The organism is Comamonas sp. CAH-2, assembly GCF_009668305.1.
Lineage (GTDB): Bacteria > Pseudomonadota > Gammaproteobacteria > Burkholderiales > Burkholderiaceae_C > Comamonas > Comamonas aquatica.
The window spans coordinates 1-23,684 of sequence record NZ_VSWF01000008.1 but is presented as its reverse complement, the minus strand read 5'-3'; the positions used below and the strand labels follow the sequence as shown (position 1 = coordinate 23,684).

Below are 23,684 nucleotides of genomic sequence, written 5' to 3'. Positions count from 1 at the left end.
GCGCGGCAGCCCGTGGGCATGGCGCTCAGGCCAAGGCCACCGTAGGCAGCGGCAGACCGCGGTAATCGGCGAAATCCAGCACGCGCGGGTACTGGCGCACCAAGTCCGTCCCGAAGCCTGCCGTGAACCACGCAAACCGCACCCCGGCCGCCTGCGCGCAGGCCGCGTCGGCGTGCGTGTCGCCAAAGAACACCGCCGCCTCCGGTGGCACATGCAGATGGCCCAGGGTGAACAGCAACGGATCGGGCGCGGGCTTGGCCACGCCGCAGCTGTCGCGCCCGGTGACCACCTGGAACAGATCCAGGATGCCCGCCGCCTCCAGCCCCTGGAGGGCCAGCGCATGCTGCTTGTTGGTGCACACAGCCAGGGCCAGCCCCTGGTCGCGCGCAGCCTGCAGCCAGGCGCGCACGCCGGCGTACAAGGGCGCGCCATGCGGGGGCTGCTGGGCATAGTGCTGCTCGAACCACTGCCCCAGCTGTGCCTTGCCGGCCTGCGGCATCGGCAGTTGCCGCTCCTTGAGCACATCCGCCATCAGGTCGGCCGCCGTGCCGAACATGTTGGGCATGCGGTAGGCCGCGGGCAGCGGGGCATGGCCCAGTTGCACCAGGGTCTGGCTGGCGGCCGTGACGATGGCGTGTTCGGTGTTCAGCAGCGTGCCGTCCATGTCGAAGACCATGGCGCGCACGCCGGTCCAGTCCATGGTCTGTAGTGTGTGGTCCGTCCCTATCATGCGGTCGATTGTCGGCCGAGACGGCCCGGCCTGCAGCACGACCGGTTTTGGCCCACCCCCAGGTTGGTTCAAAAAGATGAGCGCATCGCGCATGCCAAAAGCGCCATTCAGGTCAATGTACCTCTGAAAGGTTGATTCCACGCGCGCCATGCGCTCCTGTTTTCAAGCGGGCAAACGCCCTCAGACATGGCGTTTGACATGGCTGCCGGGTTCGGGCGGCAACTCGGCATCGGCCTGGGCATGCAGGGTGGCGATCAGGTTGCACGCCCCGGGGCGGCCATCGCACAGGGTCTTGAGCTGGCGCAGCTCCCGCTCCAGCACCCGCAGCTCGCCCAGCCGCTGGCGCACGTGCTGCAGGTGGGCCTCCACCGTCTGGCTGGCGGCGCGGCAGTCTTCCGGGCGCTGGCCGTCCAGCGCCAGCAAGGTGCGCACCTCGTCCAGCGACATGTCCATGGCGCGGCACATGCGGATGAAGCGCAGGCGGTGCAGGTCCGCATCGCCATACAGGCGGTAGTCGTTGTCCTGCCGCAGGGCCGGCGCCAGCAGGCCCTGTTTTTCGTAGTAGCGGATGTTGGCGGCCGACACGCCGGTGCGTTGGGCAGCCTCTCCGATGCGCAATCCTGTCATGGGTGCTTGACCTTGAAGTTACTTTCAGCTTTCCAATCATGGCATGGACTCCCAACACACACACCAAAGCGGCTGCTGCAGCCCGGCCCCCCGGAAACCCGATGCCCATGGGCACGACCACGGTCACGACCATGCAGGCGGCGAGCACGACCACGGCCATGACCATGGCGTGCTGCCCGGCTGGCCCCGCATCGGGGCCGCGCTGGGCCTGGCGCTGCTGGCCGAAATCTCGCACTGGTTCACGCCGCAGTACCCGGCACTGGAATACGCGGGCATGGCCCTGGCCGTGGTGGCCATCGCCCTGTCCGGCCTGGGCGTGTACAAGGCCGGCCTGCAAAGCCTGGCGCGCCTGCAGCTGGGCATCCATGCGCTGATGGCCGTGGCCGTCACCGGCGCCTTCCTGATCGGCCAGTGGCCCGAGGCCGCCATGGTCATGGCCTTGTACGCCGCCGCCGAACGCATTGAGGAGCGCGCCATGGACCGCGCGCGCCTGGCCATCCGCAACCTGCTGCGCCTGGCGCCCGACACCACCGAGGTGCTGCAGCCCAACGGCCACAGCCTGACCGTGCCCACGGCCGACGTGCCCACCGGCGCCCTGGTGCGCGTGGCCCCCGGGGCCCGCATTCCGCTGGACGGTGAGGTCATCGCTGGCCACAGCAGCGTGAACCAGGCGCCCATCACCGGCGAAAGCGTGCCCGTGGACAAGGCCCCGGGCGACAGCGTCTGGGCCGGCAGCATCAACCAGCAGGCCGAGCTGCAGCTGCGCGTCAGCGCCGCCACCGCCAACTCCATGCTGGCGCGCATCGTCCAGGCCGTGGAACAGGCCCAGGCCAGCAAGGCGCCCACGCAGCGCTTCGTCGACCGCTTTGCCGCCATCTACACCCCCATTGTCATGGTCCTGGCCCTGGCCCTGGCCGTGCTGGCCCCGCTGCTGCTGGGCTGGACCTGGCTGGATGCCATCTACCAGGCCCTGGCCCTGCTGGTCATCGCCTGCCCCTGCGCGCTGGTGCTGTCCACCCCGGTCACCGTGGTCAGCGCGCTGACGGCCGCAGCCCGCCAGGGCGTGCTGCTCAAGGGCGGCAGCGTGCTGGAAGCCGCGCGCCAGCTGCGCAGCATCGCGCTGGACAAGACCGGCACCCTGACCACGGGCAAGCCCACCCTGGTGGACTGGGACGTGCTGGACGCCGCGCAGACCCCGCGTGCTGAGGCCGCCTTGCGGGCCTGGCAAATCGCCTCGCGCTCGGACCATCCGGTCTCGCACGCGGTGGCCCAGGGCCTGCAGACCGAGGGCGTGCCCACCTCGCCGGCCCAGGACCTGCAGGCCCTGCCCGGGCGCGGTGTGCAGACGCGCATCGAGGGGCAGACCTACTACCTGGTCAACCTGCGCTGGGCGCAGGAGCAGCAACTGGACAGCCCGGCCCTGCAGGCCGCCGTACAGGCCCACACGCGCCTGGGCCGCAGCGTCAGCCTGCTGGCCACCGCGCAGCAGGTGCTGGCCGTGTTCGCCGTGGCCGACAGCCTGCGCCCCCATGCCCAGGAAGCCGTGCAACAGCTGCAGGCGCTGGGCATCACCCCGGTGGTGCTCAGCGGTGACCACCCCGACGCCGTGCAGGCGATTGCCCAGCAGGCAGGCATCCTGCAGGCCGAAGGCGGCCTGCTGCCCGAGGACAAGCTGCGCCGCATGCACCAGCTGCAGGCCGCGGGGGCCGTCGGCATGGTGGGTGACGGCATCAACGATGCCCCCGCCCTGGCCCAGGCCGACATGGGCTTTGCCATGGGCGGCGCCCACAGCACGGACATGGCCATGGAGACTGCCGACGTGGTGCTGATGCACGACGACCTGCGCCGCATCCCGGACACCATCGCCCTGTCCCAGCGTGCCCACCGCGTGCTTTGGCAGAACATTGCGCTGGCCCTGGGCATCAAGGCGGCCTTCTTCGCCCTGGCGCTGATGGGCCATGCCAGCATGTGGCTGGCCGTGCTGGCCGACATGGGGGTGAGCCTGCTGGTGGTGGCCAACGGCCTGCGCCTGCGGATCGACCTTCACAAAAATCTGAACAGTGAGGACAGACGCCGCATAATCTGTGCGCCTGAAAAATAACACGCACAAATTTCCACCACCATGAACACCCGCCACCAGCCTGCCGCACCTGCACCGCTGCCCCACACCCTGCTCGAGGACGCAGCCGCCATCTTCACCGGCGTGCTCATGATCTCGGTGGGCGTGGCGCTGTTCAAGCAGGCCGGGCTGGTCACGGGGGGCATGGCGGGCCTGGCGTTCTCGCTGCACTACGCCACGCACATCGGCTTCGGCGTCTGGTTCTTTGTGCTGAACCTGCCGTTCTACTGGCTGGCCGTGCGCAAGATGGGCTGGGCCTTCACGGTCAAGACCTTCTGCGCCGTTGGCCTGCTGGCCGTGGTGTCGGAGTTGCAGCCGCTGTTCCTGAGCCTGGAGCGTGTGCGGGCGCCCTACGCCGCTGTCGTCGGCGGCATCCTGATGGGTGTGGGCATGCTGGTGCTGTTCCGCCACCGCTGCAGCCTGGGTGGCGTGGGCATTGCCGCATTGTTCCTGCAGGAGCGCTACGGCTGGCGCGCCGGCTATGTGCAGATGGGGCTGGACTGCCTGATCCTGCTGAGCGCCTTCTTCATCGTCGATGTGGAGCGCGCCCTGTGGTCCATCCTGGCGGCCCTGACCCTGAACCAGGTGCTGTCCATGAACCACCGCCCGGGCCGATACGGCGGCTGACGCGCAGCGCGGAACTTTGTGCCGACTCTGGCATCATTCATGCCTATGCGCCGCCTGCTGCCCCTGTTCATGATCTTGCTGCTGACCCTGCGCGGTCTGCTGGGCGATGCCATGGCCATGGGCAGCCTGCCCAACGCCGGGGACCACATGCCCACGGCCGTGGCCGCAGCGCAGACGGCGCCACAGGCCCACCACCACGCAACGGCCATGACGGACGATGCCCATGCGCATGCTGCCGAGACCCAGGCACTGCACTGTGAAGCAACACCCACCGCCCCCGCGTGCGGCGGCAGCCACCACACCACAGCCTGTGCCGCCTGTGGCATCTGTCATTCGGCCTTTTCCCCCCCACTGCTGCTGGCGCCCTGCCAGGACCTGTCCACGCAGGCCGCACCGGCCAGCGGCCGTGCCGACTTTGCCAGCGCCACGCTGGTGCAAGCCACCAAACCACCCATCGCCTGAGACCTGACACCCGAGGTGCGTCCGCAGCACGCCCCCTGCCCTGGGCAGAACGTGCCGCCAACGCTGAAAGGTTTCTTGTCGCAGGAGATTGCTGCATGCGCAACGCGCACTTTGTCACCCCGTGGTTGCTCGGACTGAGCCTGGCCACGCCCTGGGCTCTGGCCCAGACCCCCCCATCGCCGCCGCCCGCGGCCCACACCACCGAGCGGGCGTCCAGCACCGCGGCCCAGCGCCCCTTGGTGCACACCGCACTGCCCGCCAGCGGCGCCCTGGTCACCAGCCCGCAGGACTGGCGCGCCGCGAATGCGGCCGTGGCCAGCTTTGCGCGCGGCCACGCCGATGTGCTGCGTTGGGAAGCCGCGCAAACGCCCACGCCAGCGCCCACAGCACCCGGCACGCACCAGCACGGAGGCCAGCCATGAACCGCCGTGCCCTGCGACTCAGCCCCGTGCTCGCCGCCGTGGTGCTGGCGGGCTGCGCCAGCGTGGCCCCCGATGGCCTGCGCAGCGCCGTGGACCGCCACACGGCCTCCCGGCTGCCTGCCGACAGCCAGTTGCCGTCCACGGATTCCCGCGCCCAACCGACCACCGAGGCACAGATCGCCCAGTGGCTGAGCCAGCCCGTGGATGCCGACACGGCCGTGCGCATCGCCCTGCTGCGCAGCCCCAGCCTGCAAGCCCAGCTGGCACAGCTGGCCCGCCAGGATGCGCAGCGCGCCCAGGCCCTGACCCTGTTCAACCCCACGCTGACGCTGGGGCGCTTCGTCAACGGCCATGAGCGCGAGATCGAGCGCCAGCTCAGCCTCAACCTGGTCCAGCTCATCACCATGCCGTGGCGCAGCCGCTGGCAAGGCTGGCAGCTGGAGCAGGCCACGCTCACTGCCGCCCAGCAGGTGCTGCTGCACGCGGCCGACACCCGCCGCGCCTGGCTGCGGGCCGTGGCGGCGCAGCAAAGCCTGCAGGCCGCCGAACGCATGCACGAGGCCGCGGCAGCTGGCGGCGAGCTGGCCCGGCGCATGGCCCTGGTCGGCAACTTCAGCAAGCGGGAGCAGGCCCAGGAGCTGCGCGTGCAGCACGACGCCGCCGCCCAACTGGCCCGCGCCCGCCTGAACGCGGCCCTGGAGCGCGAGCAACTGGCCCGCCTGATGGGCCTGTGGGGCCCGCAGGCCGACTTTGCCCTGCCGGACAGCCTGCCACCCCTGCCCAAGGGCGAGGCCCTGCACACCGGGGCCAATGCCGAGGCCACCGCCCTGCGCGAGCGCTTGGACGTGCGCGCCCTGCGCCGTGAGCTGGACACCACGGCCGATCGCCACGGTTTCGCCCGCGTGGGCGCGCTGTTTGGCGACATCGGCGCCAGCTACAGCCGCAACACCACCACCGACCGCGCCACACGCCACGACGAGGTCACGCGCGGCTGGGAGCTGGAGCTGCCCCTGCCCCTGTTCGACTGGGGCGGCGTGGCCGCAGCCGGGGCACGCGCGCAGCTGCAGCACCGCAGTGCCCAGCTGCGCAACGCGGCCCTGCAGGCGCGCAGCGAGGCGCGCACCAGCTGGCTGCGCTACCGCACGGCCTGGGACCTGGCGCAGCAGCAGCGCACCGAGGTGCTGCCCCTGGCCCAGCAGATGCAGGAGGAGGCCGTCTACCGCTACAACGGCATGTTCATCAGCACCTGGCAGCTGCTGGCCCAGGCCCGCGCCACCGCCCAGGCCGTGGCCACCGCCACCGAGGCCCAGCGCGACTTCTGGCTGGCCGATGTGGACCTGCAACTGGCGCTGTACAGCACCTCGCCCGGCACAGGGGCTGCCAGCCTCTCGACCCCGGCCACACCGTCCGAATCCCCTGCACAAGGCCACTGAGCATGAACCGCCGCAATTTCTTCACCGGCGCCGCCACCGCAGTGGCCGCTGCCTCCGTCAGCCGGGTCGCCATGGCGGCCCTGCCCGAACCCGTGCTGCAAAGCAACGCCGACACGGCCGCGCCGCTGACGCCACCCAATGGCCGGCCCTACCACCCGGTGGTCACCTTGAACGGCTGGACCACGCCCTGGCGCATGAACGCCGGCGTCAAGGAGTTCCACCTGGTGGCCGAGCCCGTGGTGCGCGAGGTCGCGCCGGGCTTTCTCGTCAACATGTGGGGCTACAACGGCCAGTCGCCCGGACCGACCATCGAGGTGGTCGAGGGCGACCAGGTGCGCATCTTCGTCACCAACCGTCTGCCCGAGGCCACCACCATCCACTGGCACGGCCAGCGCCTGCCCAACGGCATGGACGGTGTGGGCGGCCTGAACCAGCCACACATCCCGCCGGGCAAGACCTTTGTCTACGAGTTCACGGCGCGCCGCCCCGGCACCTTCATGTACCACCCGCATTCGGACGAGATGGTGCAGATGGCCATGGGCATGATGGGCCTGTGGATCACCCACCCCAAGGGCCGCCACCCGCTGATTGCCGACGTGCAGCGCGACTACGCCTTCCTGCTGGCCGCCTATGCCGTGGAGCCCGGGGCCATGACGCCGCGCATCAACGAGATGACGGACTTCAACATCTGGACCTTCAACAGCCGGGCCTTTCCGTCCATCACGCCGCTGGTGGCCAAGCAAGGCGACAGGGTGCGCATCCGTGTGGGCAACCTGACCATGACCAACCACCCCATCCACCTGCACGGCCACGAGTTCGAGGTCACCGGCACCGACGGCGGCCCCGTGCCCAAGTCCGCCCGCTGGCCCGAGGTGACCACCGACGTGGCCGTGGGCCAGATGCGGCAGATCGAGCTGATCGCCGACGAGCCCGGCGACTGGGCCCTGCACTGCCACAAGAGCCACCACACCATGGGCGCCATGGGCCACAACGTGCCCACCATGATTGGCGTGGACCACCGCGGCCTGGTGGGCAAGATCCAGAAGATCGTGCCCGACTACATGCTGATGGGCGAGCGCGGCATGGGCGACATGGGGGCCATGGAAATGCCCCTGCCCGACAACACCTTCCCGATGATGACGGGCCAAGGGCCGTACGGGAACATCGAGATGGGCGGCATGTTCACCAGCTTCAAGGTGCGCAAGGGCCTGGGCGCCAACGACTACGGCGACCCCGGCTGGTTCGCGCAGCCCCGGGGCACGCAAGCCTATGCCTGGCAGGGCGCCCCGCTGGAGGCGCAGGCACCACGCCCCACCCCGCCCGGCCAGGCACCGGGTGCCCCCAGCGTACGCAAACCGGCAGCCGGCCACGGCCCTGCCCACCATTGATGCCGGAGCCAATCATGCAAACTCTGAAATACATAGCTGCCAGCGCTTTACTGGCATGCGCTACAGCCACTTTTGCCCATGGCAATGCGGCCCACACCCCGGCCGATCCTGCCACCGCGGTGCCGCCAGAACAAAAAGCCTGGGGCATCGCCGGCGATGCCCGGCCCGGGCTGCGCACCCTCACCCTCCGGATGACGGACGACATGCGCTTCGAGCCCGACCACTTCAGCGTGCGCCAGGGCGAGACCCTGCGCCTGCGCGTGGAAAACCGCGGCCAGATCCTGCACGAGGTGGTGCTGGGCACCGCCGCATCGCTGCAAGAACACGCGGCGCTGATGCTCAAGTTCCCCGGCATGGAACATGCCGAACCGTACATGGCCCATGTGGCCCCGGGCGAGCGCGAGGACTTGGTCTGGCACTTCAACCGCCCCGGCACTTTTGACTTTGCCTGCCTGATTCCCGGCCACTACCAGGCTGGCATGCAAGGCCGCTTCACCGTCACCCCCTGAACACTGTGGTCCCAGAAAGGAAACCCACCATGCACACCCCAACCACCACCCGCCGCCACGCCCTGCACCTGCTGGCCGCCGCCGCCGGTCTGGCCGCCCTGCCGGCCCTGGCTGCCTCGCCCGCCAAGATCCCCATGGAAGTCTGGAAGGATCCCAACTGCGGCTGCTGCAAGGACTGGATCGTGCTGATGGAGCAGGCCGGCTTTGCCGTCACCGTGCACGACAGCGGCAACAGCGCCGTGCGCGCCAAGCTGGGCCTGCCCGTGCAGTACGGCTCCTGCCACACCGCACTGGTCGGCGGCTACCTGGTCGAAGGCCATGTGCCCGCCGCCGACGTGCACAAGCTGCTCAAGGACAAGCCCAAGGCGCTGGGCATCACCGTGCCCGGCATGCCCATCGGCAGCCCCGGCATGGACGGCCCCGAATACGGTGGCCGCAAGGACCCGTACGACGTGCTGCTGGTCACCAAGTCGCTGATGGGCAGCACCGTCAGCACCCGCGTCTACACCAGCTACCGTTGAAGAGGAGTCCCACCATGTCCACCTTCTCCACCCTGCGCCGCCTGGGCTGCGCTGCCGGCCTGCTGCTGGGCCTGACGACGGCACAGGCACAGGCACAGGCACAGGCACAGGCACAGGCACAGGACCACGCCAGCCACCATGCGCCAGCAGCGGCGGCCAGCAGCCCTGCGCCAGCGGCGGCAGCCGACCCGGCGTTGACCGAGGGCGTCATCACCCGCGTCGACGCCCGCAGCGGCAAGCTGACCATCCGCCACGGCGCCATCACCCACCTGGACATGCCGCCCATGACCATGGTGTTTGGCCTGCAGGACGCGCAGCAGGCCGCCCAGTTCAAGCCCGGCGACCAGGTGCGGTTCCGTGTCGAAGACCAGGCCGGCACGCTGGTCATCACCCGCATCCAGCCGGCGTCCTGAGGGTCGCATGGCCATGGCCTGCTTTGCACTCCGGCGCCTGCAGGCGCCAGAGTGCATGGTGGGCCGCACCAAAGCACAAGACCCCAGCCGTCAGTACATCCACTTGCGGACCATGGCCGGTCCCCAGCGTGCCGACAGCCAGGCCTCGGCCTGCGCGTCCCCATCGTCCCGTCCCTGTGCCGTGGCCTGCGCGGTGCACAAGGCCATCAGGGCCAGCGCATCCAGATCGTCGCCCACGTCGTCCAACACCCGCGTCAGCAACGGCGCACTGTCGTGGTCCAGGTACCAGACCGCGCCGTCGGTCCGGCTGAAGCACCACAGGTTGCCATCGCCCAGGTCGTCCCCAAAGTCCACCAGGTCCGCGATGCCGGCGCACAGCGTGGCGGCGTCCTGCGGATCGGCCATGGCCACGATGTCCATCACGCCGGGAAACACCCCCTGCACCGGGCCGATGGCGGCCCAGTCCCTCCCTGGCGCCTGGCCCTGCCATGCCGCCGCCAACAGGCCCTCGGCCCAATCCTGCACGCCAAGGTGCAACCAGTCATCGCGCAATGCCGGGGACAGCGGGCAGCCCAGCCGCCATTCGCACACGCGCGGCGCGGCTGATGGGGTGGGCTGGCACACCTGCATCGCCATCCAGGCATGGGCCTGCAGGCCCAGGTTCCAGAACTGCAGCCGCTGCGGCGCATCCCCGGGGCGATCCGGCCAGTGCGGTGCGGGCACCTGTGCATCCGCCCAGATCACCGCATCCTGCGGGGCAAAGCGCGGGCTGTGGCCCAGCTCCGCCTGCAGCAGTTGCAGCAGAGGTTGGCGCCAGTCCCTCTGGTGCAGCACGGCCACGGGCAGCCAAGGGACATCCCCCATGCGCGGCGCATCGGTCCCCGGACGCACCAGGCAACGGGCGCCAGGCTGCAGCAGGATCGCGCCGGGGTCGGTCTGTGCGGCCGATGACCGTTGGCGGTGGAGCGCAGGCAGGTCCATCCAGTCCGTCGCCGCCCGCTGTGGCAAGGCCTGCACCAAGGCCGGCAGGTTGTTCAGATTTTCATTCGCTGTGCCGCGCTTAGACTGCGGCCCTCATGATGACGCTCAAGCAATTTCACGCGCAGCTGGCCGAGGGCCGGTTGGCCGGCGCCCGCCACATCCAGCTCAGCGATGCGCTGACGGAGTTTCCACCGGCGCTGTATGCGCTGGCCGACTCGCTGGAGGTGCTGGACCTCTCCCACAACCAGCTGCAGCAGCTGCCCGCGGACCTGCCACGCCTGCACCAACTGCGCATCCTGTTTGCTTCCCACAACCCCTTCACCGAACTGCCGGCGGTGCTGGGCCAGATGCCCGCGCTGGAGATGGTGGGCTTCAAGGCCTGCCGGATTGCCCATGTGCCCGAGGCCAGCCTGCCACCGCGCCTGCGCTGGCTGATCCTGACCGACAACCAGCTCCGTGCGCTGCCCGCCAGCCTGGGCCAGCGCCTACGCCTGCAAAAGCTGATGCTGTCGTGCAACCAGCTCACGGACCTGCCGGACCTGCGCGCCTGCCAAAGGCTGGAGCTGCTGCGCATCGCCGGCAACCGCTTCACCACGCTGCCCGCCACGCTGTGGCAGCTGCCGGCGCTGGCCTGGGTGGCGATCGCTGGCAACCCGTTGACGCAAGAAAGTGAGCTGTCCGCGCTGGCTGTATCAGCGCAAACGGCCATTTCTTATCCCCAACTCAGCCTGGGTGCACAACTGGGCGAAGGCGCCAGCGGCCACATCCACCAGGCCACCTGCAACGACAGCGGGACGGCCATCGCGCTCAAGGTGTTCAAGGCCGCCGCCACCAGCGACGGCAGCCCGCAGTCCGAACTGGCGGCCGGCCTGGCCGCGGGCCAGCACCCGCAGCTGCTCACGCCCCTGGCCCGGGTGGACGGCCACCCGGACGGTCGGCTGGCCATGGCCTTGCCCCTGCTGCCGGCCAGCCTGCGCAACCTGGCCGGCCCACCCAGCCTGGACAGCTGCACGCGCGATGTCTATGCACCGGACACGGCCTTCACGCCCGCCACCGCCCAGCGCCTGCTGGCCGGCGTGCGCAGCGCGGTGCAGCACCTGCACGACCACGGTGTGCTGCATGGCGACCTGTACGCCCACAACATCCTGTGGGACCCGGCCACGGGCGAGGCCATGCTCAGCGACCTGGGCGCGGCCGCGCTGACCCGCGATCTGCCCCGCGACCAGGTGGCGCAGCTGCAGGCCCTGGAGTGGCGCGCCTTCGCGCACCTGGAGGCCGAGGTCCTGGCCCGCTGCGCCTGAGCCATAAAAAAGGGCTGCCCGAAGGCAGCCCAAGTACTTTCACACACGCCAAGAAAATCGTTACTGTAGGAAGGCCGGCTTGGCATAGCCGGCAAACTGCTTGTCCACCACCTGCTTGAACTCCTGCGAACGGAAGGCCTGTTCCAGGTCCTTGGCCCATTGCGCGCCCTGGTCCTTGGTCTTGACGGCCACCACGTTCAGGTAGTGGTCGGGGGTCTTTTCCAGCAGCACGGCATCGCTGAGCTTCAGGCCCGAGGAGATGGCGAAGTTGCCGTTGATGATGGCGAACTGCGTATCCTCCAGCGCCCGCGGCAGGTGGGCGGCGTCCAGCGGCACCAGCTTGATCTTCTTGGGGTTGGCGGCCAGGTCCAGCTCGGACACGCGCAGCGGGTTCACCCCCTCCTTGAGCTTGACCAGCCCGGCCTGCTGCAGCAGCAGGATGCCGCGCGCCAGGTTGCTGGGGTCGTTGGGCAGGGCCACGCGGTCGCCTTCCTTAAGCTCCGCCAGGCTCTTGCGCTGCTTGGAATACACGCCCATGGGCGCGATCGGGCCCTGCACCAGGGCCTTCAGGTCCAGCTTGCGGTCACCCTTGAACTGGTTGAAATACACCTCATGCTGGAAGAAGTTGGCATCGAGCGAACCATCGGCCAACGCCAGGTTGGGCTGCACGTAGTCGTTGAACTCCACCAGCTTGACCTTGTAGCCCTTGGCCTTGAGCAGGGGCACGATGCCCGACTGCAGCTGGTCGATGTTGGAGCCGGCCGTGCCGCCGATGACGAGCTGGGGCTTGCTGGCGTCCTGCGCCATGGCGGGGCTGGCGGCCAGGCTGGCCAGTGCCAGGGTGAAAGCCACGGCAGCGCGGCGCTGGGGATTGAAACGGAACATATGGGTCTTGCCTCCTGAGGGTTTGTGCATCACGCGACCTGGGGGTGCGCGCTGATGTCCTGCAGTATCCGCAGGCGTCCTTCAAATCCCAACGAATAAAAAATACGCTGCATATACCCAGAACACATTAACAGTCGCTCCCTGGATCACCCAGCAGGCACTCCCCAGCGGCACCATGGCGCATGCGGGACACCCAACCGGGGAGGGGCCGCGCGCCGCGGCAAATCAACGACACCCCGCAAGCCCGCCTATCTTTTCTGCAGCGACACCCGTAGAGTGCATCGCAAGAGCAGCCCGGTTGCTGCCCTGCGCCCTGACGGGCGCACGTACCGATGACACAACACCAGGAGACGGCCTTGACGCAAGACACCGCCCACCCCGCCCCGCAACGCATCGGGGTGCTCCGCGAAACCTTCCCGCGTGAAAAGCGCGTGGCCACCGTGCCCGATGTGGTGGAAAAACTGCGCCAGCTGGGCTTTGCGGTCGCCATCGAGACCGGCGCCGGCGATGCCGCCAACTTCAGCGACGATGCCTACCGCGCCGTCGGGGCCGAGGTGCTGCCCAGTGCTGCCGCAGTCTGGCAGGCCGCCGACATCGTCTTCAAGGTGCGCCCGCCCACGGCCGACGAGGTCGCGCTAATGCACCCCGGCCAGATCCTGATCGACTTCATCTGGCCGGCACAGAACCCCGAACTGATGCAGCAACTGGCCGCCCGGCAGGTGACGGTGCTGGCCATCGATGCACTGCCGCGCACGCTGTCGCGCGCCCAGAAGATGGATGCGCTGACCTCCATGGCCGGCGTCTCCGGCTACCGCGCCGTGATCGAGGCGGCCAACGCCTTTGGCCGCTTCTTCAACGGCCAGATCACTGCGGCGGGCAAGGTGCCCCCGGCCAAGGTGTTCATTGCCGGGGCCGGCGTGGCCGGCCTGTCGGCGATTGGCACGGCCGCCAACATGGGCGCCATCGTGCGGGCCAATGACACGCGCGCCGAGGTGGCCGACCAGGTCACCTCGCTGGGTGGCGAGTTCGTCAAGGTCGACTACGAGGAAGACGGCGCGGGCGGCGGCGGCTACGCCAAGGTGATGAGCGAGGGCTTTCAAGCCGCGCAACGCCAGATGTATGCACAGCAGGCCCAGGATGCCGACATCATCATCACCACGGCGCTGATCCCCGGCAAGCCGGCCCCCAAGCTGATCACGGCCGAGATGGTGCGCAGCATGAAGCCCGGCAGCGTGATCGTGGACATGGCTGCCGAACAAGGCGGCAACTGCGAGCTGACCGTGGCCGACGAAGCCCTGGTGCGCTATGGCGTCACCATCATTGGCTACACCGACCTGGCCTCGCGCCTGGCCAAGCAGTCGTCCACGCTGTACGCCACCAACCTGCTGCGCCTGACCGAGGAGCTGTGCAAGGCCAAGAACGGCGTGGCCGTGGTCAACATGGAGGACGACGCGATCCGCGGCCTCACGGTGATCAAGGACGGCGCCATCACCTGGCCGGCGCCCCCGCTGGTGGTGGCCCCCAAACCTGCGCCGGCCGCCACCACCGCAGCCACGCCGGCGGCCGAGACCAAGAAGAAAGGCGGCCACGGCAGCAGCGGCCCGCTGCCGGCCAAGACGCTGGCCCTCCTGTTTGCCGTGGTGGCCCTGGCGTTCTGGGGCATCGGCGCCTATGCGCCGGCGGCCTTCCTGGGGCACTTCACGGTGTTCGTGCTGGCCTGTTTCATCGGCTACATGGTGGTCTGGAACGTGACGCCAGCCCTGCACACGCCGCTGATGAGCGTGACCAATGCCATCTCCAGCATCATCGCCCTCGGCGCCCTGGTGCAGATTGCGCCGCCGGGCACGGCCGGCACGGGACGGCCGGATGAACTAATTCGCTGGCTGGCCCTTGCTGCGCTTGTGCTGACAGCTATCAATATGTTCGGCGGCTTTGCCGTCACGCGCCGCATGCTGGCCATGTTCCGCAAATAACAAGCACGAGCAGCAGAGAGCAACACCATGTCCCAAAGTCTCGCAACAGTGGCCTACCTGGGCGCCGCCATTTTGTTCATCCTGAGCCTGGGCGGCCTGTCCAACCCCGAAACCTCGCGCCGCGGCAATCTGTTCGGCATGGTCGGCATGGCCCTGGCCGTGCTGGCCACCGTGTTCGGCCCGCGCGTCAGTGTCGAGGGCATGGCCTGGATCGTCGGCGCCCTGGTCGTCGGCGGCGGCATCGGCCTGTACGCGGCCAAGGTCGTGAAGATGACGCAGATGCCCGAGCTGGTGGCGCTGATGCACAGCCTGGTCGGCTTGGCCGCCTGCCTGGTCGGCTTTGCCAGCTATGTCGACACCTCCACCCCGCTGCAAGGCGCCGAGCAGCTGATCCACGAGGTGGAGATCTATGTCGGCATCCTGATCGGTGCCGTGACCTTCTCGGGTTCGCTGATCGCCTTCGGCAAGCTCAACGGCCGCATCGGCGGCAAGCCGCTGCTGCTGCCGGCGCGCCACTGGCTCAACCTGGCGGCACTGCTGCTGGTGATCGGGTTCGGCCGCGAATTCCTGCGTGCCGAGGGCATCGCCCAGGGCATGCTGCCGCTGGTCGTGATGACCGCCATCGCCCTGCTGTTCGGCATCCACATGGTCATGGCCATCGGCGGTGCCGACATGCCCGTGGTGGTGTCCATGCTCAACAGCTACTCGGGCTGGGCCGCAGCGGCCACCGGCTTCATGCTGGGCAACGACCTGCTGATCGTCACCGGCGCGCTGGTGGGCTCCTCGGGCGCCATCCTGAGCTACATCATGTGCCAGGCCATGAACCGCAACTTCCTGAGCGTGATTGCCGGCGGCTTCGGCTCGGGCGCACCGGCCAAGACGGGCAATGCCACCGCCCAGCCCCAGGGCGAGGTCACCGCCATCAGCGCCATGGAGACGGCCGACCTGCTGCGCGAAGCCAAACGCGTCATCATCGTGCCCGGCTACGGCATGGCCGTGGCCCAGGCCCAGCACACGGTCAACGAGATCACCAAGGCCCTGCGCGCCAAGGGCGTGCAGGTGCAGTTCGCCATCCACCCCGTGGCCGGGCGCATGCCCGGCCACATGAATGTGCTGCTGGCCGAGGCCAAGGTGCCCTACGACATCGTGATGGAGATGGACGAGATCAACGACGACTTCCCCGAGGCCGATGTGGCCATGGTGATCGGCGCCAACGACATCGTGAACCCGGCCGCCCAGGATGACCCGGCCAGTCCGATTGCCGGCATGCCGGTGCTGGAAGTCTGGCGCGCCCGGCAGTCCGTCGTCATGAAGCGGTCCATGGCCTCCGGCTATGCCGGTGTGGACAACCCGCTGTTCTACAAGGACAACAACCGCATGCTGTTTGGCGACGCCAAGAAGATGCTGGACGAGGTGCTGACGGCGCTGCGCGCCTGAGCACGGCCGCTGCTGCGCCCCCAAGGCACTACGGTTGGCCCCAGTGGCACCGACGGGCCGGCCGCGGCCCACGCGTCAGGGGCGCAGGTGGATCTGCGACTGGATCACCACCCCCTGAGGGGGCAAGGGCGCGACGTACACGGGGTAGGGCTGCTGGTAGACCACGGGGCGGTCCTTGCATTTGCGCTTTTCCTTGTACTCGCCGTTCTTCTTCCACTCGCGCTTGACCTTGCACTGGCCATCCCAGAACTCTTGCTTGTGCGCGTGGTGGCGGTGTTCGTGCTTGCGGTAGTGGCGGTGGTCATCGTCATCCCCCGCCCAGCTGGTGAACGGCAGGGCCAACAGGAGAACGGGCAGACCCATCGTGGCAAGGATTCGTGGCATGGTGCGGCGCTTCACAGTGGTGGCTGACGCCGCAAGCCTAGGCCCGAAACCGCGCCACATTTTGTAAAAGCCGTGTGCGCCGCTTACAGCGCAGGCCAGCGCCGTCTGCCGGGGCAGCCCCTGCGCCCTGCCTGCCTGGTGGCGCCAGCCGTACCTTCGCCAGGGTGCCCCACGGGCCGGCAGTACCGGCGGCCGGCCACAAAAAAAGCAGCCCGCAGGCTGCTTGGTCAGGATCCGGCGGCCACGTGGGCCCACCTCACTGCAGGAATGCAGGCTTCATGTAGCCCACGAACTTGGTGTCCACCACCTGCTTGAAGGCGGGCGAGCGGTAGGCCTCGGCCAGGTCCTTGGCCCACTGGGCGGTTTCGTTCCCGGTCTTGACGGCCACCACGTTCAGGTACTGGTCAGGGGTCTTTTCCAGGATCACGGCTTCCGTCAGCTTCAGGCCCGAGGACATGGCGAAGTTGCCGTTGACCACCACGAAGTCCGCGTCTTCCAGCGCGCGGGGCAGGTGGGCCGCATCCAGGGGCAGGAACTTGAGCTTGTGCTTGTTCTCGGCCAGGTCCAGCTCAGACACGCGGGCGGGGTTCACACCGTCCTTGATCTTGATGAGGCCGGCGTTCTGCAGCACCAGCAGCGCACGCGCCAGGTTGCTGGGGTCGTTGGGCAGGGCCACGCGGGCGCCGGCCTTCAGCTCGTTGATGCTCTTGAACTTCTTGGAGTACACGCCCATCGGGGCCACGGGGCCTTGCACGATGGCCGTCAGCTTGAGCTTGCGGTCGGTGGTGAACTGGTCGAAATAGGCGCGGTGCTGGAAGAAGTTGGCATCCAGCGAACCATCGTCCAGCGCCAGGTTGGGCTGCACATAGTCGTTGAACTCGATCAGCTTGACGGTGTAACCCTTGGCCTTGAGCTGGGGCACGATGCCTTCTTGCAGCAGGTCGTAGTTAGAGCCGGCGGTGGCGCCAATGCGCAGCTGCTTCTTGGCAGCGTCCTGGGCCATGGCCGGGCCGGCCAGGATGCCGGCCACGGCCAGCGCGGCGGCGGTCAGCACGGCACGGCGGCCTGCAGCGCCTACCTGGAAGGAATTGCGATCAAACATGTGGTGACTCCCTGGGAATGCAATGACCGGCCTGCGCGAGAATGCGTGTCCACGCGAATGGACCAGACCGTTTATCGGCATGCAGTATGCCGACATTCAGGGTAAACCCCAAAGATTAAAAAACCATCTATTTATTCCCGTTCGCTATAAACCAGCCACTTGACCACGACGAGGTGCACATTGACCGCAACGCTTTTGGCACATGCCGGGCACATCGCCCGGGTACAGGGCATCCAGGTGGGCCACTTCACCGACCCGCGCCGCCCCACGGGCTGCAGCGTGGTGCTGTGCCCGCAGGGGGCCGTAGGGGGCGTGGATGTGCGCGGCGCCGCCCCCGGCACACGCGAGACCGATCTGCTGGACCCCAGCCACCTGGTGCAGCAGGTGCACGGCATCACCCTGTCCGGCGGCAGCGCCTGGGGGCTGGATGCCGCCAGCGGCACCATGCGCTGGCTGGAGGAGCAAGGCGCCGGGCTGGACATCGGCGTGGGCCGCATCCCGCTGGTGCCGGCGGCCGTGCTGTTTGACGTGATGCTGGGCGACATGCGCATCCGCCCCGATGCCGCCGCGGGCTACGCGGCCTGCCAGGCCGCCAGCCATGAGCGCCCGGCCGAAGGCAGCGTGGGCGCGGGCGCCGGGGCCGTGGTGGGCAAGATCTTCGGCCACGCGCGGGCCATGAAGGGTGGCATCGGCACGGCCAGCTTCACCGTGGACGGCGTGACCGTGGGCGCGCTGGTGGCCTGCAATGCGCTGGGCGATGTCTACCACCCGCACACCGACCAGCTGCTGGCCGGCGCCCGCACCGCCGATGGCCAGCAGTTGCTGGGCGCACGCGATGCCCTGCTGCGCGGCGAGGCGCCCAGCGCCATCCTGGCCGGCAGCAACACCACCCTCGGCGTGGTGGCCACCGATGCCCAGATCACCAAGCCCCAGGCCCAGCGCCTGGCCACCGTGGCCCACGATGGGCTGGCGCGCACCATCAACCCGGTGCACACCATGAGCGACGGCGACACCCTGTTTGCCCTGGGCACGGGCCAGTCGGGGCGCAGCCTGGGGCTGATGACGCTGTTCACCCTGGCGGCCGAGGCCGTGGCCCTGGCCACGGCACGCGCCATCCTGTTGGCGCAGTCGGTGGACGTGGCCGGCCAAGAACGTCTGCCCAGCTGGGCCGACTGGCAGGCGCGCGCCCACGCTTGATCCATAAAAAATAGCAGGCAGCGCTGGATGCACAAGGGATTCAGCATCAAAACTGCCTAAACCCCTTAGCCATCGCACGCTGCCTGCTCTCATTAATGAAGGACGTGCGCCGCGCTGGCCCCACGCGCCCTCCCGGCGGCCCCAGCGGGCCGCCTTACCCGTTCAGTCCACCGTGGCGCCCGAGGCCTTGACCACCGGCGCCCAGGTCTGCACCTCCTGGCGGATGAAGTTGCCAAAGTCCTGCGGCGTGTTCTTCTGCGACACGGCCCCCAGCTTGGCATAGGCCTGCTGCACCTCGGGCTTGTCAAACGCGGCATTCATGGCCTTGTTCAGCTTGTCCACCACCTCCTTGGGTGTGCCCTTGGGCGCGATCAGGCCGAACCACGAGGTCACATCAAACGGCGCGACACCGCTTTCCTCCAGCGTGGGCACATCGGGCGCCGAGGGCGAGCGGGTCTTGGTGGTCACCGCCAGGGCCTTGAGCTTGCCCGACTGCACATGCGGCCACGAGGCGGGCATGTTGTCGAACATGAACTGCACCTGGCCGCCGATCAAATCCGTCACCGCCGGTGCGCTGCCCTTGTACGGAATGTGCTGGGTTTTCAGGCCCGTGCGCACCTTGAACATCTCGCCCGCCATGTGGATGGAGGTGCCACTGCCCGAGGAGGCGTAGGAAATCTTGTCGTTGTTGGCCCGCGCCCAGGCGATGAACTCCTTGACGTTGTTGGCCGGCACGCTGGGGTGCACCACCAGGATGTTGGGCACCTTGGCGCCCAGGGCCACGGCCTCGAAGTCGCGGTTCAGATCGAACTTCACGTTCGGGTACAGCGTCTGGTTGATGGCACTGGTCACCGCCACGAACAGCAGGGTATAGCCATCGGGGGCCGCAGCCTTGACGGCTTCGGTGGCGATGTTGCTGCCCCCGCCGGGCCGGTTTTCCACGATGAAGGACTGGCCCAGGGACTCTGTCAGCTCCTTGGCCATGATGCGCGCCACCACGTCGGTGGTACCCCCGGCGGAAAAACCGACCACCACGCGCACCGGCTTGTTGGGGTAGTCCGAGGCCCAGCTGCTGCACACAGCGGCAGAAGCCAGCACACCAATGCCCAGTTGGGCGCACGCACGGCGGGAAAGCGAAAAATCAAAGCGCATGGGGAAAGTCTCCTGTGATCGTTATGGCGGCCACACTTGGCGCCAGCGTGGCGCTTGATGGATATCAAGGAGTGTCTTTATACCGACGATGTGGCGACTTTCCCGAGGGGGTTAACCCCGCCTGGGTACACCCTGGCCGCCATCCCACCGGCAGCCCCCCATCGCCAGCGGATGGGTTGCTGGTTGCAGCACCGTCGCCCATGACCCCATGGCTTCCTCGCCGCGTGGGTGTTTGATCGCAACGCAGACGCAGTGCGCACCCCACCCACGGATGCCTCTACCCCCAAGGCCAGCCACCATGCAAAAAGGCTCCCGAAGGAGCCTTTGATGCAGGGCACAACAATTACTTGAGGGCCTTGTAGCGGAAGCGCTTGGGGGCAGCGCCCTCTTCGCCGAGGCGCTTCTTCTTGTCGGCCTCGTACTCCTGGTAGTTGCCGTCGAAGAACACCCACTGCGAGTCACCTTCGGCCGCCAGGATGTGCGTGGCGATACGGTCCAGGAACCAGCGATCGTGCGAGATCACCAGCACGGTACCGGCGTACTCCAGCAGCGCGTCTTCCAGCGCACGCAGGGTTTCCACGTCCAAGTCGTTCGAGGGTTCGTCCAGCAGCAGCACGTTGCCGCCCTGGATCAGGGTCTTGGCCAAGTGCAGGCGGCCACGCTCACCACCCGACAGCATGCCGACCTTCTTTTGCTGGTCCTGGCCGTTGAAGTTGAAGCGGCCCGCATAGGCACGCGAGGCCATGGTGAACTTGCCCACGTTGATCATGTCCAGACCACCGGAGATGTCTTCCCACACGGTCTTCTCGTCGGCCAGCGCATCGCGGTGCTGGTCGACGAAGGCCATCTTCACGGTCTGGCCGATTTCCACGGTGCCGGAATCGGGTTGTTCCTTGCCGGCGATCAGCTTGAACAGGGTCGACTTACCAGCGCCGTTGGGGCCGATGATGCCGACGATGGCGCCAGCCGGAATGTTCATCGACAGGTTGTCGATCAACAGACGGTCGCCAAAGGCCTTGGAGACGTTGTGGAACTCGATGACCTTGGAGCCCAGACGTTCGGCCACAGGAATGAAAATTTCCTGGGTTTCGTTGCGGCGCTGGTATTCGTAATCGCTCAGTTCCTCGAAGCGTGCAATACGCGCCTTGGACTTGGCCTGGCGGCCCTTGGCGTTCTGGCGCACCCACTCCAGCTCCTTCTTCAGGGCCTTGGCGCGCGCTTCCTCGCCCTTTTGCTCGGCTTCCAGGCGGTTGCCCTTCTGGATCAGCCAGTCGGAGTAGTTGCCCTTGTAGGGAATGCCGTGACCACGGTCCAGTTCCAGAATCCACTCGGCGGCGTTGTCCAGGAAGTAGCGGTCGTGGGTGATGGCCACCACGGTGCCGGAGAAGCGGTGCAGGAACTGCTCCAGCCAGTCCACGGACTCGGCGTCCAAGTGGTTGGTGGGTTCGTCCAGCAGCAGCATGTCGGGCTTGGACAGCAGCAGCTTGCACAGCGCCACGCGGCGCTTTTCACCACCGGACAGCAGACCCACCTTGGCATCCCAGGCGGGCAGGCGCAGCGCGTCGGCGGCGATTTCCAGTTGGTGCTCGGAGTCGGTGCCAGCGGCGGCAATGATGGCCTCCAGCTCGCCCTGCTCGGCCGCCAGCGCGTCAAAGTCGGCATCTTCCTCGGCGTAGGCCGCATACACCTCTTCCAGGCGGGCCTTGGCGTTGTTCACCTCGGCCATGGCTTCTTCGACGGCCTGGCGCACGGTGTGCTCGGGGTTGAGCTGGGGCTCCTGCGGCAGGTAGCCGATGGACAGGCCCTGCATGGGAATGGCTTCGCCTTCGAACTCCTTGTCCACGCCGGCCATGATCTTCAGCAGCGAAGACTTGCCCGAGCCATTCAGACCCAGCACGCCGATCTTGGCGCCGGGGAAGAAACTGAGCGAAATGTCCTTCAAGATCTGGCGCTTGGGGGGCACCGTCTTGGTCAGGTGGTTCATCGAAAAGACGTATTGAGCCATGTGTTTGTCAGCAGATTCTTTTAAAAAAATACAAATTTGGCGCTCATTGCACAGGCGCCCCAACCACTGATTATCTCCGCATGCGACAATACCCACCGTCAGGGGCTCCAGTTTCCCCTTGGCATCAGCATTCAGCTGGGGACGAAGGCTCGCCAACCCAAGCGATTCCGGCTCCCACTTCCTGTGAATCTCATCTGCCTACGACTGGCTGGGCAACCGCTGCGGTTGCTGCGACAGGCTGATACCCCGCGCCCGGATGGGCGTATCGACAACAATGACATTTGAAGAATTGAACCTGGCACCTGCCATCGTCAAGGCAGTGCTCGAGCAGGGCTACGAAAACCCAACCCCAATCCAGGCCCAGGCCATCCCCGCCGTGTTGACTGGCAAGGACCTGCTGGCCGGCGCACAGACCGGAACCGGCAAGACGGCCGCCTTCTCGCTGCCCATCCTGCACCGCCTGACCCAGGGCGGCACCAGCCACCCCGCCGGTGGCATCCGCGCCCTGATCCTGACGCCCACCCGCGAACTGGCCGCGCAGATTGAAGAAAACATCCGCGGCTACTCCAAGTACCTGGACATCAGCTCCACCGTGATCTTCGGGGGCGTGGGCATGAAGCCCCAGATCGACCGCATCCGCAAGGGCGTGGACATCCTGGTGGCCACCCCCGGCCGCCTGCTGGACCTGCAGCAGCAAGGCTTCATGGACCTGTCCCAGGTCGAAGTGCTGGTGCTGGACGAAGCCGACCGCATGCTGGACATGGGCTTCATCCACGACGTGAAGAAGATCCTGGCCCTGGTGCCCTCGAACAAGCAAAGCCTGCTGTTCTCGGCCACCTTCAGCGACGACATCCGCGCCCTGGCCAACGGCCTGCTCAAGAACCCCGAGAGCATCCAGGTCACGCCACGCAACACCACGGTGCAGCGCATCAAGCAGGTGATCCACCCCGTGGGCCGCGCCAAGAAGAAGCAGGTGCTGCTGCACATCATCAACGACAACCAGTGGAACCAGGTGCTGGTGTTCACGCGCACCAAGTTCGGCGCCAACAACGTGGCCGAATTCCTGACCAAGAATGGCGTCACCGCCATGGCGCTACACGGCAACAAGAGCCAGAGCGCCCGCACCCAGGCGCTGGCCGGCTTCAAGACCGGTGAACTGCGCGCCCTGGTGGCCACCGACATCGCGGCCCGCGGCATCGACATCGACGAGCTGCCGCACGTCGTGAACTACGAGATCCCCAACGTGCCCGAAGACTACGTGCACCGCATCGGCCGCACCGGCCGCGCGGGCCGTGAAGGGCATGCCGTGAGCCTGGTCTGCATGGACGAAGAAGGCTTCATGATGGAGATCGAACGCTTCACCAAGCAGGAAATCCCCGTGGTGCCCCTGGAAGGCTTTGGTCCCGACGAAGGTGAGAAGGCCGAGCCCATCGCCATGGGCCGCCAGACCATCTGGGGCGGTGCCGGCAAGCCACCGAGCCGCGACGTCATGCAGGCCGCCGCCAAGGCCGCCCGCCAGGAAATGATGGAGCGCATCCGCACCACCAAGAGCACCCAGTCCGACCGTGGCGGTCAGCGCAACCCGCGTGCGCCCCGTGCCGAAGGCCAGCCGGCCGATGGCGAGGCCGGTGCCTCGCAAGGCGCACGCCGTGGCGGCGCGCGCCGCCCGGCACGCCAGGGCTTTGCCCCCCGCGACAACGCCGGCACCAACTTCGAAGGCCGCGCCGACGGCAACGCCGAGCGCGCGCCCCGTGCCGAAGCCTTGGACCAGGACGGCCAGCCACGCCGCAGCGGCCAGGGTTACAACCGTTCGCGCCAGCGTCCCTCGCGCGACAACCCACGCGGCACCGAGGCCCCACGCGGCCCGGCCAGCCACGCCAGTGCCGGCGGCCAACCCCGCCCGGCCCGCCAGCCTGGCGGCGACAACTACGGCAACAGCCGCTTCGAAGACCAACCCCCGCGCCCCAATGCCCACCTGGGCACGCAGTTGGGCACCCCTGTCTCGCGCGGCCCCCG

Annotated in this window: 22 protein-coding genes; 14 read left to right on the top strand and 8 right to left on the bottom strand. The window is 67.9% G+C overall.

What is annotated here, in order from left to right:
* Positions 1-25: 25 nt before the first annotated feature.
* Positions 26-700, bottom strand: a complete 675-nt coding sequence (locus tag FYM52_RS07160) for an HAD family hydrolase (protein ID WP_162524670.1) — start codon at positions 698-700, stop codon at positions 26-28.
* 210 nt (positions 701-910) lie between these two features.
* Positions 911-1,357, bottom strand: coding sequence for a MerR family transcriptional regulator (locus FYM52_RS07155; RefSeq protein ID WP_043382101.1), 447 nt, complete (start codon positions 1,355-1,357; stop codon positions 911-913).
* Between the two features lie 43 nt (positions 1,358-1,400).
* Between FYM52_RS07155 and FYM52_RS07150 the strand changes: the two genes are divergently transcribed.
* From FYM52_RS07150 to FYM52_RS07110, 9 genes are all read left to right on the top strand, one after another.
* Positions 1,401-3,458 carry a cation-translocating P-type ATPase gene (locus tag FYM52_RS07150; RefSeq protein ID WP_154163600.1) on the top strand — a complete coding sequence of 686 codons (2,058 nt, stop codon included), beginning with the start codon at positions 1,401-1,403 and terminating at the stop codon, positions 3,456-3,458.
* 21 nt (positions 3,459-3,479) lie between these two features.
* Positions 3,480-4,103, top strand: a complete 624-nt coding sequence (locus FYM52_RS07145; protein ID WP_154163599.1) for a YitT family protein — start codon at positions 3,480-3,482, stop codon at positions 4,101-4,103.
* A gap of 39 nt (positions 4,104-4,142) precedes the next feature.
* Complete coding sequence (locus FYM52_RS07140; RefSeq protein ID WP_238826154.1) at positions 4,143-4,565, top strand: hypothetical protein; 423 nt, start codon at positions 4,143-4,145, stop codon at positions 4,563-4,565.
* Positions 4,566-4,660: 95 nt separating this feature from the next.
* Positions 4,661-4,987 carry a hypothetical protein gene (locus tag FYM52_RS07135; protein ID WP_154163598.1) on the top strand — a complete coding sequence of 109 codons (327 nt, stop codon included), beginning with the start codon at positions 4,661-4,663 and terminating at the stop codon, positions 4,985-4,987.
* On the top strand, positions 4,984-6,420 hold the full coding sequence (locus tag FYM52_RS07130; RefSeq protein WP_154163597.1) for a TolC family protein: 1,437 nt from the start codon (positions 4,984-4,986) through the stop codon (positions 6,418-6,420). The genes FYM52_RS07135 and FYM52_RS07130 overlap by 4 nt, the downstream gene beginning before the upstream one ends.
* A 2-nt stretch (positions 6,421-6,422) precedes the next feature.
* A complete protein-coding gene (locus FYM52_RS07125; protein WP_154163596.1) occupies positions 6,423-7,808 on the top strand; it encodes a multicopper oxidase family protein in 1,386 nt (461 codons plus the stop codon).
* Positions 7,809-7,822: 14 nt separating this feature from the next.
* Positions 7,823-8,317 (top strand): plastocyanin/azurin family copper-binding protein, encoded by a 495-nt coding sequence (locus FYM52_RS07120; protein WP_154163595.1) that lies wholly within the window; start codon positions 7,823-7,825, stop codon positions 8,315-8,317.
* 29 nt (positions 8,318-8,346) lie between these two features.
* The gene (locus tag FYM52_RS07115) at positions 8,347-8,838 is read left to right on the top strand and encodes a DUF411 domain-containing protein (protein ID WP_043382133.1); all 492 of its coding nucleotides are present in this window, start codon (positions 8,347-8,349) and stop codon (positions 8,836-8,838) included.
* 14 nt (positions 8,839-8,852) lie between these two features.
* Positions 8,853-9,251 carry a copper-binding protein gene (locus FYM52_RS07110; RefSeq protein WP_154163594.1) on the top strand — a complete coding sequence of 133 codons (399 nt, stop codon included), beginning with the start codon at positions 8,853-8,855 and terminating at the stop codon, positions 9,249-9,251.
* Positions 9,252-9,341: 90 nt separating this feature from the next.
* Here the strand turns inward: FYM52_RS07110 and FYM52_RS07105 are convergent, their stop codons facing one another.
* Positions 9,342-10,268, bottom strand: a complete 927-nt coding sequence (locus FYM52_RS07105) for an SMI1/KNR4 family protein (protein ID WP_370513811.1) — start codon at positions 10,266-10,268, stop codon at positions 9,342-9,344.
* Positions 10,269-10,327: 59 nt separating this feature from the next.
* Between FYM52_RS07105 and FYM52_RS07100 the strand changes: the two genes are divergently transcribed.
* Complete coding sequence (locus FYM52_RS07100; protein WP_154163592.1) at positions 10,328-11,533, top strand: leucine-rich repeat-containing protein kinase family protein; 1,206 nt, start codon at positions 10,328-10,330, stop codon at positions 11,531-11,533.
* Between the two features lie 60 nt (positions 11,534-11,593).
* Here the strand turns inward: FYM52_RS07100 and FYM52_RS07095 are convergent, their stop codons facing one another.
* The gene (locus tag FYM52_RS07095) at positions 11,594-12,418 is read right to left on the bottom strand and encodes a MetQ/NlpA family ABC transporter substrate-binding protein (RefSeq protein WP_042413291.1); all 825 of its coding nucleotides are present in this window, start codon (positions 12,416-12,418) and stop codon (positions 11,594-11,596) included.
* Positions 12,419-12,816: 398 nt separating this feature from the next.
* Between FYM52_RS07095 and FYM52_RS07090 the strand changes: the two genes are divergently transcribed.
* Together FYM52_RS07090 and pntB are read left to right on the top strand one after the other, a co-directional pair.
* Positions 12,817-14,391 (top strand): Re/Si-specific NAD(P)(+) transhydrogenase subunit alpha, encoded by a 1,575-nt coding sequence (locus tag FYM52_RS07090; protein ID WP_370513810.1) that lies wholly within the window; start codon positions 12,817-12,819, stop codon positions 14,389-14,391.
* A gap of 27 nt (positions 14,392-14,418) precedes the next feature.
* Positions 14,419-15,828, top strand: coding sequence for a Re/Si-specific NAD(P)(+) transhydrogenase subunit beta (pntB, locus tag FYM52_RS07085; protein WP_154163590.1), 1,410 nt, complete (start codon positions 14,419-14,421; stop codon positions 15,826-15,828).
* Between the two features lie 75 nt (positions 15,829-15,903).
* Here the strand turns inward: pntB and FYM52_RS07080 are convergent, their stop codons facing one another.
* Together FYM52_RS07080 and FYM52_RS07075 are read right to left on the bottom strand one after the other, a co-directional pair.
* Positions 15,904-16,212, bottom strand: coding sequence for a hypothetical protein (locus FYM52_RS07080; RefSeq protein ID WP_042413313.1), 309 nt, complete (start codon positions 16,210-16,212; stop codon positions 15,904-15,906).
* Between the two features lie 256 nt (positions 16,213-16,468).
* Entirely contained in the window at positions 16,469-17,314 is an 846-nt protein-coding gene (locus FYM52_RS07075) for a MetQ/NlpA family ABC transporter substrate-binding protein (protein ID WP_154163589.1), read from the bottom strand.
* A gap of 180 nt (positions 17,315-17,494) precedes the next feature.
* Here FYM52_RS07075 and FYM52_RS07070 point away from each other — a divergent pair, with 180 nt between their 5' ends.
* Positions 17,495-18,511, top strand: coding sequence for a P1 family peptidase (locus tag FYM52_RS07070; RefSeq protein WP_154163588.1), 1,017 nt, complete (start codon positions 17,495-17,497; stop codon positions 18,509-18,511).
* A 162-nt stretch (positions 18,512-18,673) separates the two neighbouring features.
* On the opposite strand, the gene FYM52_RS07065 is transcribed toward FYM52_RS07070, so the two are convergent.
* The gene (locus tag FYM52_RS07065) at positions 18,674-19,663 is read right to left on the bottom strand and encodes a tripartite tricarboxylate transporter substrate binding protein (RefSeq protein ID WP_042413300.1); all 990 of its coding nucleotides are present in this window, start codon (positions 19,661-19,663) and stop codon (positions 18,674-18,676) included.
* 343 nt (positions 19,664-20,006) lie between these two features.
* On the bottom strand, positions 20,007-21,668 hold the full coding sequence (gene ettA, locus FYM52_RS07060; RefSeq protein WP_042413302.1) for an energy-dependent translational throttle protein EttA: 1,662 nt from the start codon (positions 21,666-21,668) through the stop codon (positions 20,007-20,009).
* A gap of 274 nt (positions 21,669-21,942) precedes the next feature.
* Here ettA and FYM52_RS07055 point away from each other — a divergent pair.
* Positions 21,943-23,684: DEAD/DEAH box helicase (locus FYM52_RS07055; RefSeq protein WP_154163587.1), on the top strand; the 1,742-nt coding region annotated here is incomplete at its 3' end.

What these genes read in the sequence shown, in the direction of transcription:
- FYM52_RS07160 (WP_162524670.1), bottom strand. Translation starts at nt 700, where the DNA reads ATGGACTGGACCGGCGTGCGCGCCATGGTCTTCGACATGGACGGCACG.
- FYM52_RS07155 (WP_043382101.1), bottom strand. Translation starts at nt 1,357, where the DNA reads ATGACAGGATTGCGCATCGGAGAGGCTGCCCAACGCACCGGCGTGTCG.
- FYM52_RS07150 (WP_154163600.1), top strand. Translation starts at nt 1,401, where the DNA reads ATGGACTCCCAACACACACACCAAAGCGGCTGCTGCAGCCCGGCCCCC.
- FYM52_RS07145 (WP_154163599.1), top strand. Translation starts at nt 3,480, where the DNA reads ATGAACACCCGCCACCAGCCTGCCGCACCTGCACCGCTGCCCCACACC.
- FYM52_RS07140 (WP_238826154.1), top strand. Translation starts at nt 4,143, where the DNA reads ATGCCTATGCGCCGCCTGCTGCCCCTGTTCATGATCTTGCTGCTGACC.
- FYM52_RS07135 (WP_154163598.1), top strand. Translation starts at nt 4,661, where the DNA reads ATGCGCAACGCGCACTTTGTCACCCCGTGGTTGCTCGGACTGAGCCTG.
- FYM52_RS07130 (WP_154163597.1), top strand. Translation starts at nt 4,984, where the DNA reads ATGAACCGCCGTGCCCTGCGACTCAGCCCCGTGCTCGCCGCCGTGGTG.
- FYM52_RS07125 (WP_154163596.1), top strand. Translation starts at nt 6,423, where the DNA reads ATGAACCGCCGCAATTTCTTCACCGGCGCCGCCACCGCAGTGGCCGCT.
- FYM52_RS07120 (WP_154163595.1), top strand. Translation starts at nt 7,823, where the DNA reads ATGCAAACTCTGAAATACATAGCTGCCAGCGCTTTACTGGCATGCGCT.
- FYM52_RS07115 (WP_043382133.1), top strand. Translation starts at nt 8,347, where the DNA reads ATGCACACCCCAACCACCACCCGCCGCCACGCCCTGCACCTGCTGGCC.
- FYM52_RS07110 (WP_154163594.1), top strand. Translation starts at nt 8,853, where the DNA reads ATGTCCACCTTCTCCACCCTGCGCCGCCTGGGCTGCGCTGCCGGCCTG.
- FYM52_RS07100 (WP_154163592.1), top strand. Translation starts at nt 10,328, where the DNA reads ATGATGACGCTCAAGCAATTTCACGCGCAGCTGGCCGAGGGCCGGTTG.
- FYM52_RS07095 (WP_042413291.1), bottom strand. Translation starts at nt 12,418, where the DNA reads ATGTTCCGTTTCAATCCCCAGCGCCGCGCTGCCGTGGCTTTCACCCTG.
- pntB (WP_154163590.1), top strand. Translation starts at nt 14,419, where the DNA reads ATGTCCCAAAGTCTCGCAACAGTGGCCTACCTGGGCGCCGCCATTTTG.
- FYM52_RS07080 (WP_042413313.1), bottom strand. Translation starts at nt 16,212, where the DNA reads ATGCCACGAATCCTTGCCACGATGGGTCTGCCCGTTCTCCTGTTGGCC.
- FYM52_RS07075 (WP_154163589.1), bottom strand. Translation starts at nt 17,314, where the DNA reads ATGTTTGATCGCAATTCCTTCCAGGTAGGCGCTGCAGGCCGCCGTGCC.
- FYM52_RS07065 (WP_042413300.1), bottom strand. Translation starts at nt 19,663, where the DNA reads ATGCGCTTTGATTTTTCGCTTTCCCGCCGTGCGTGCGCCCAACTGGGC.
- ettA (WP_042413302.1), bottom strand. Translation starts at nt 21,668, where the DNA reads ATGGCTCAATACGTCTTTTCGATGAACCACCTGACCAAGACGGTGCCC.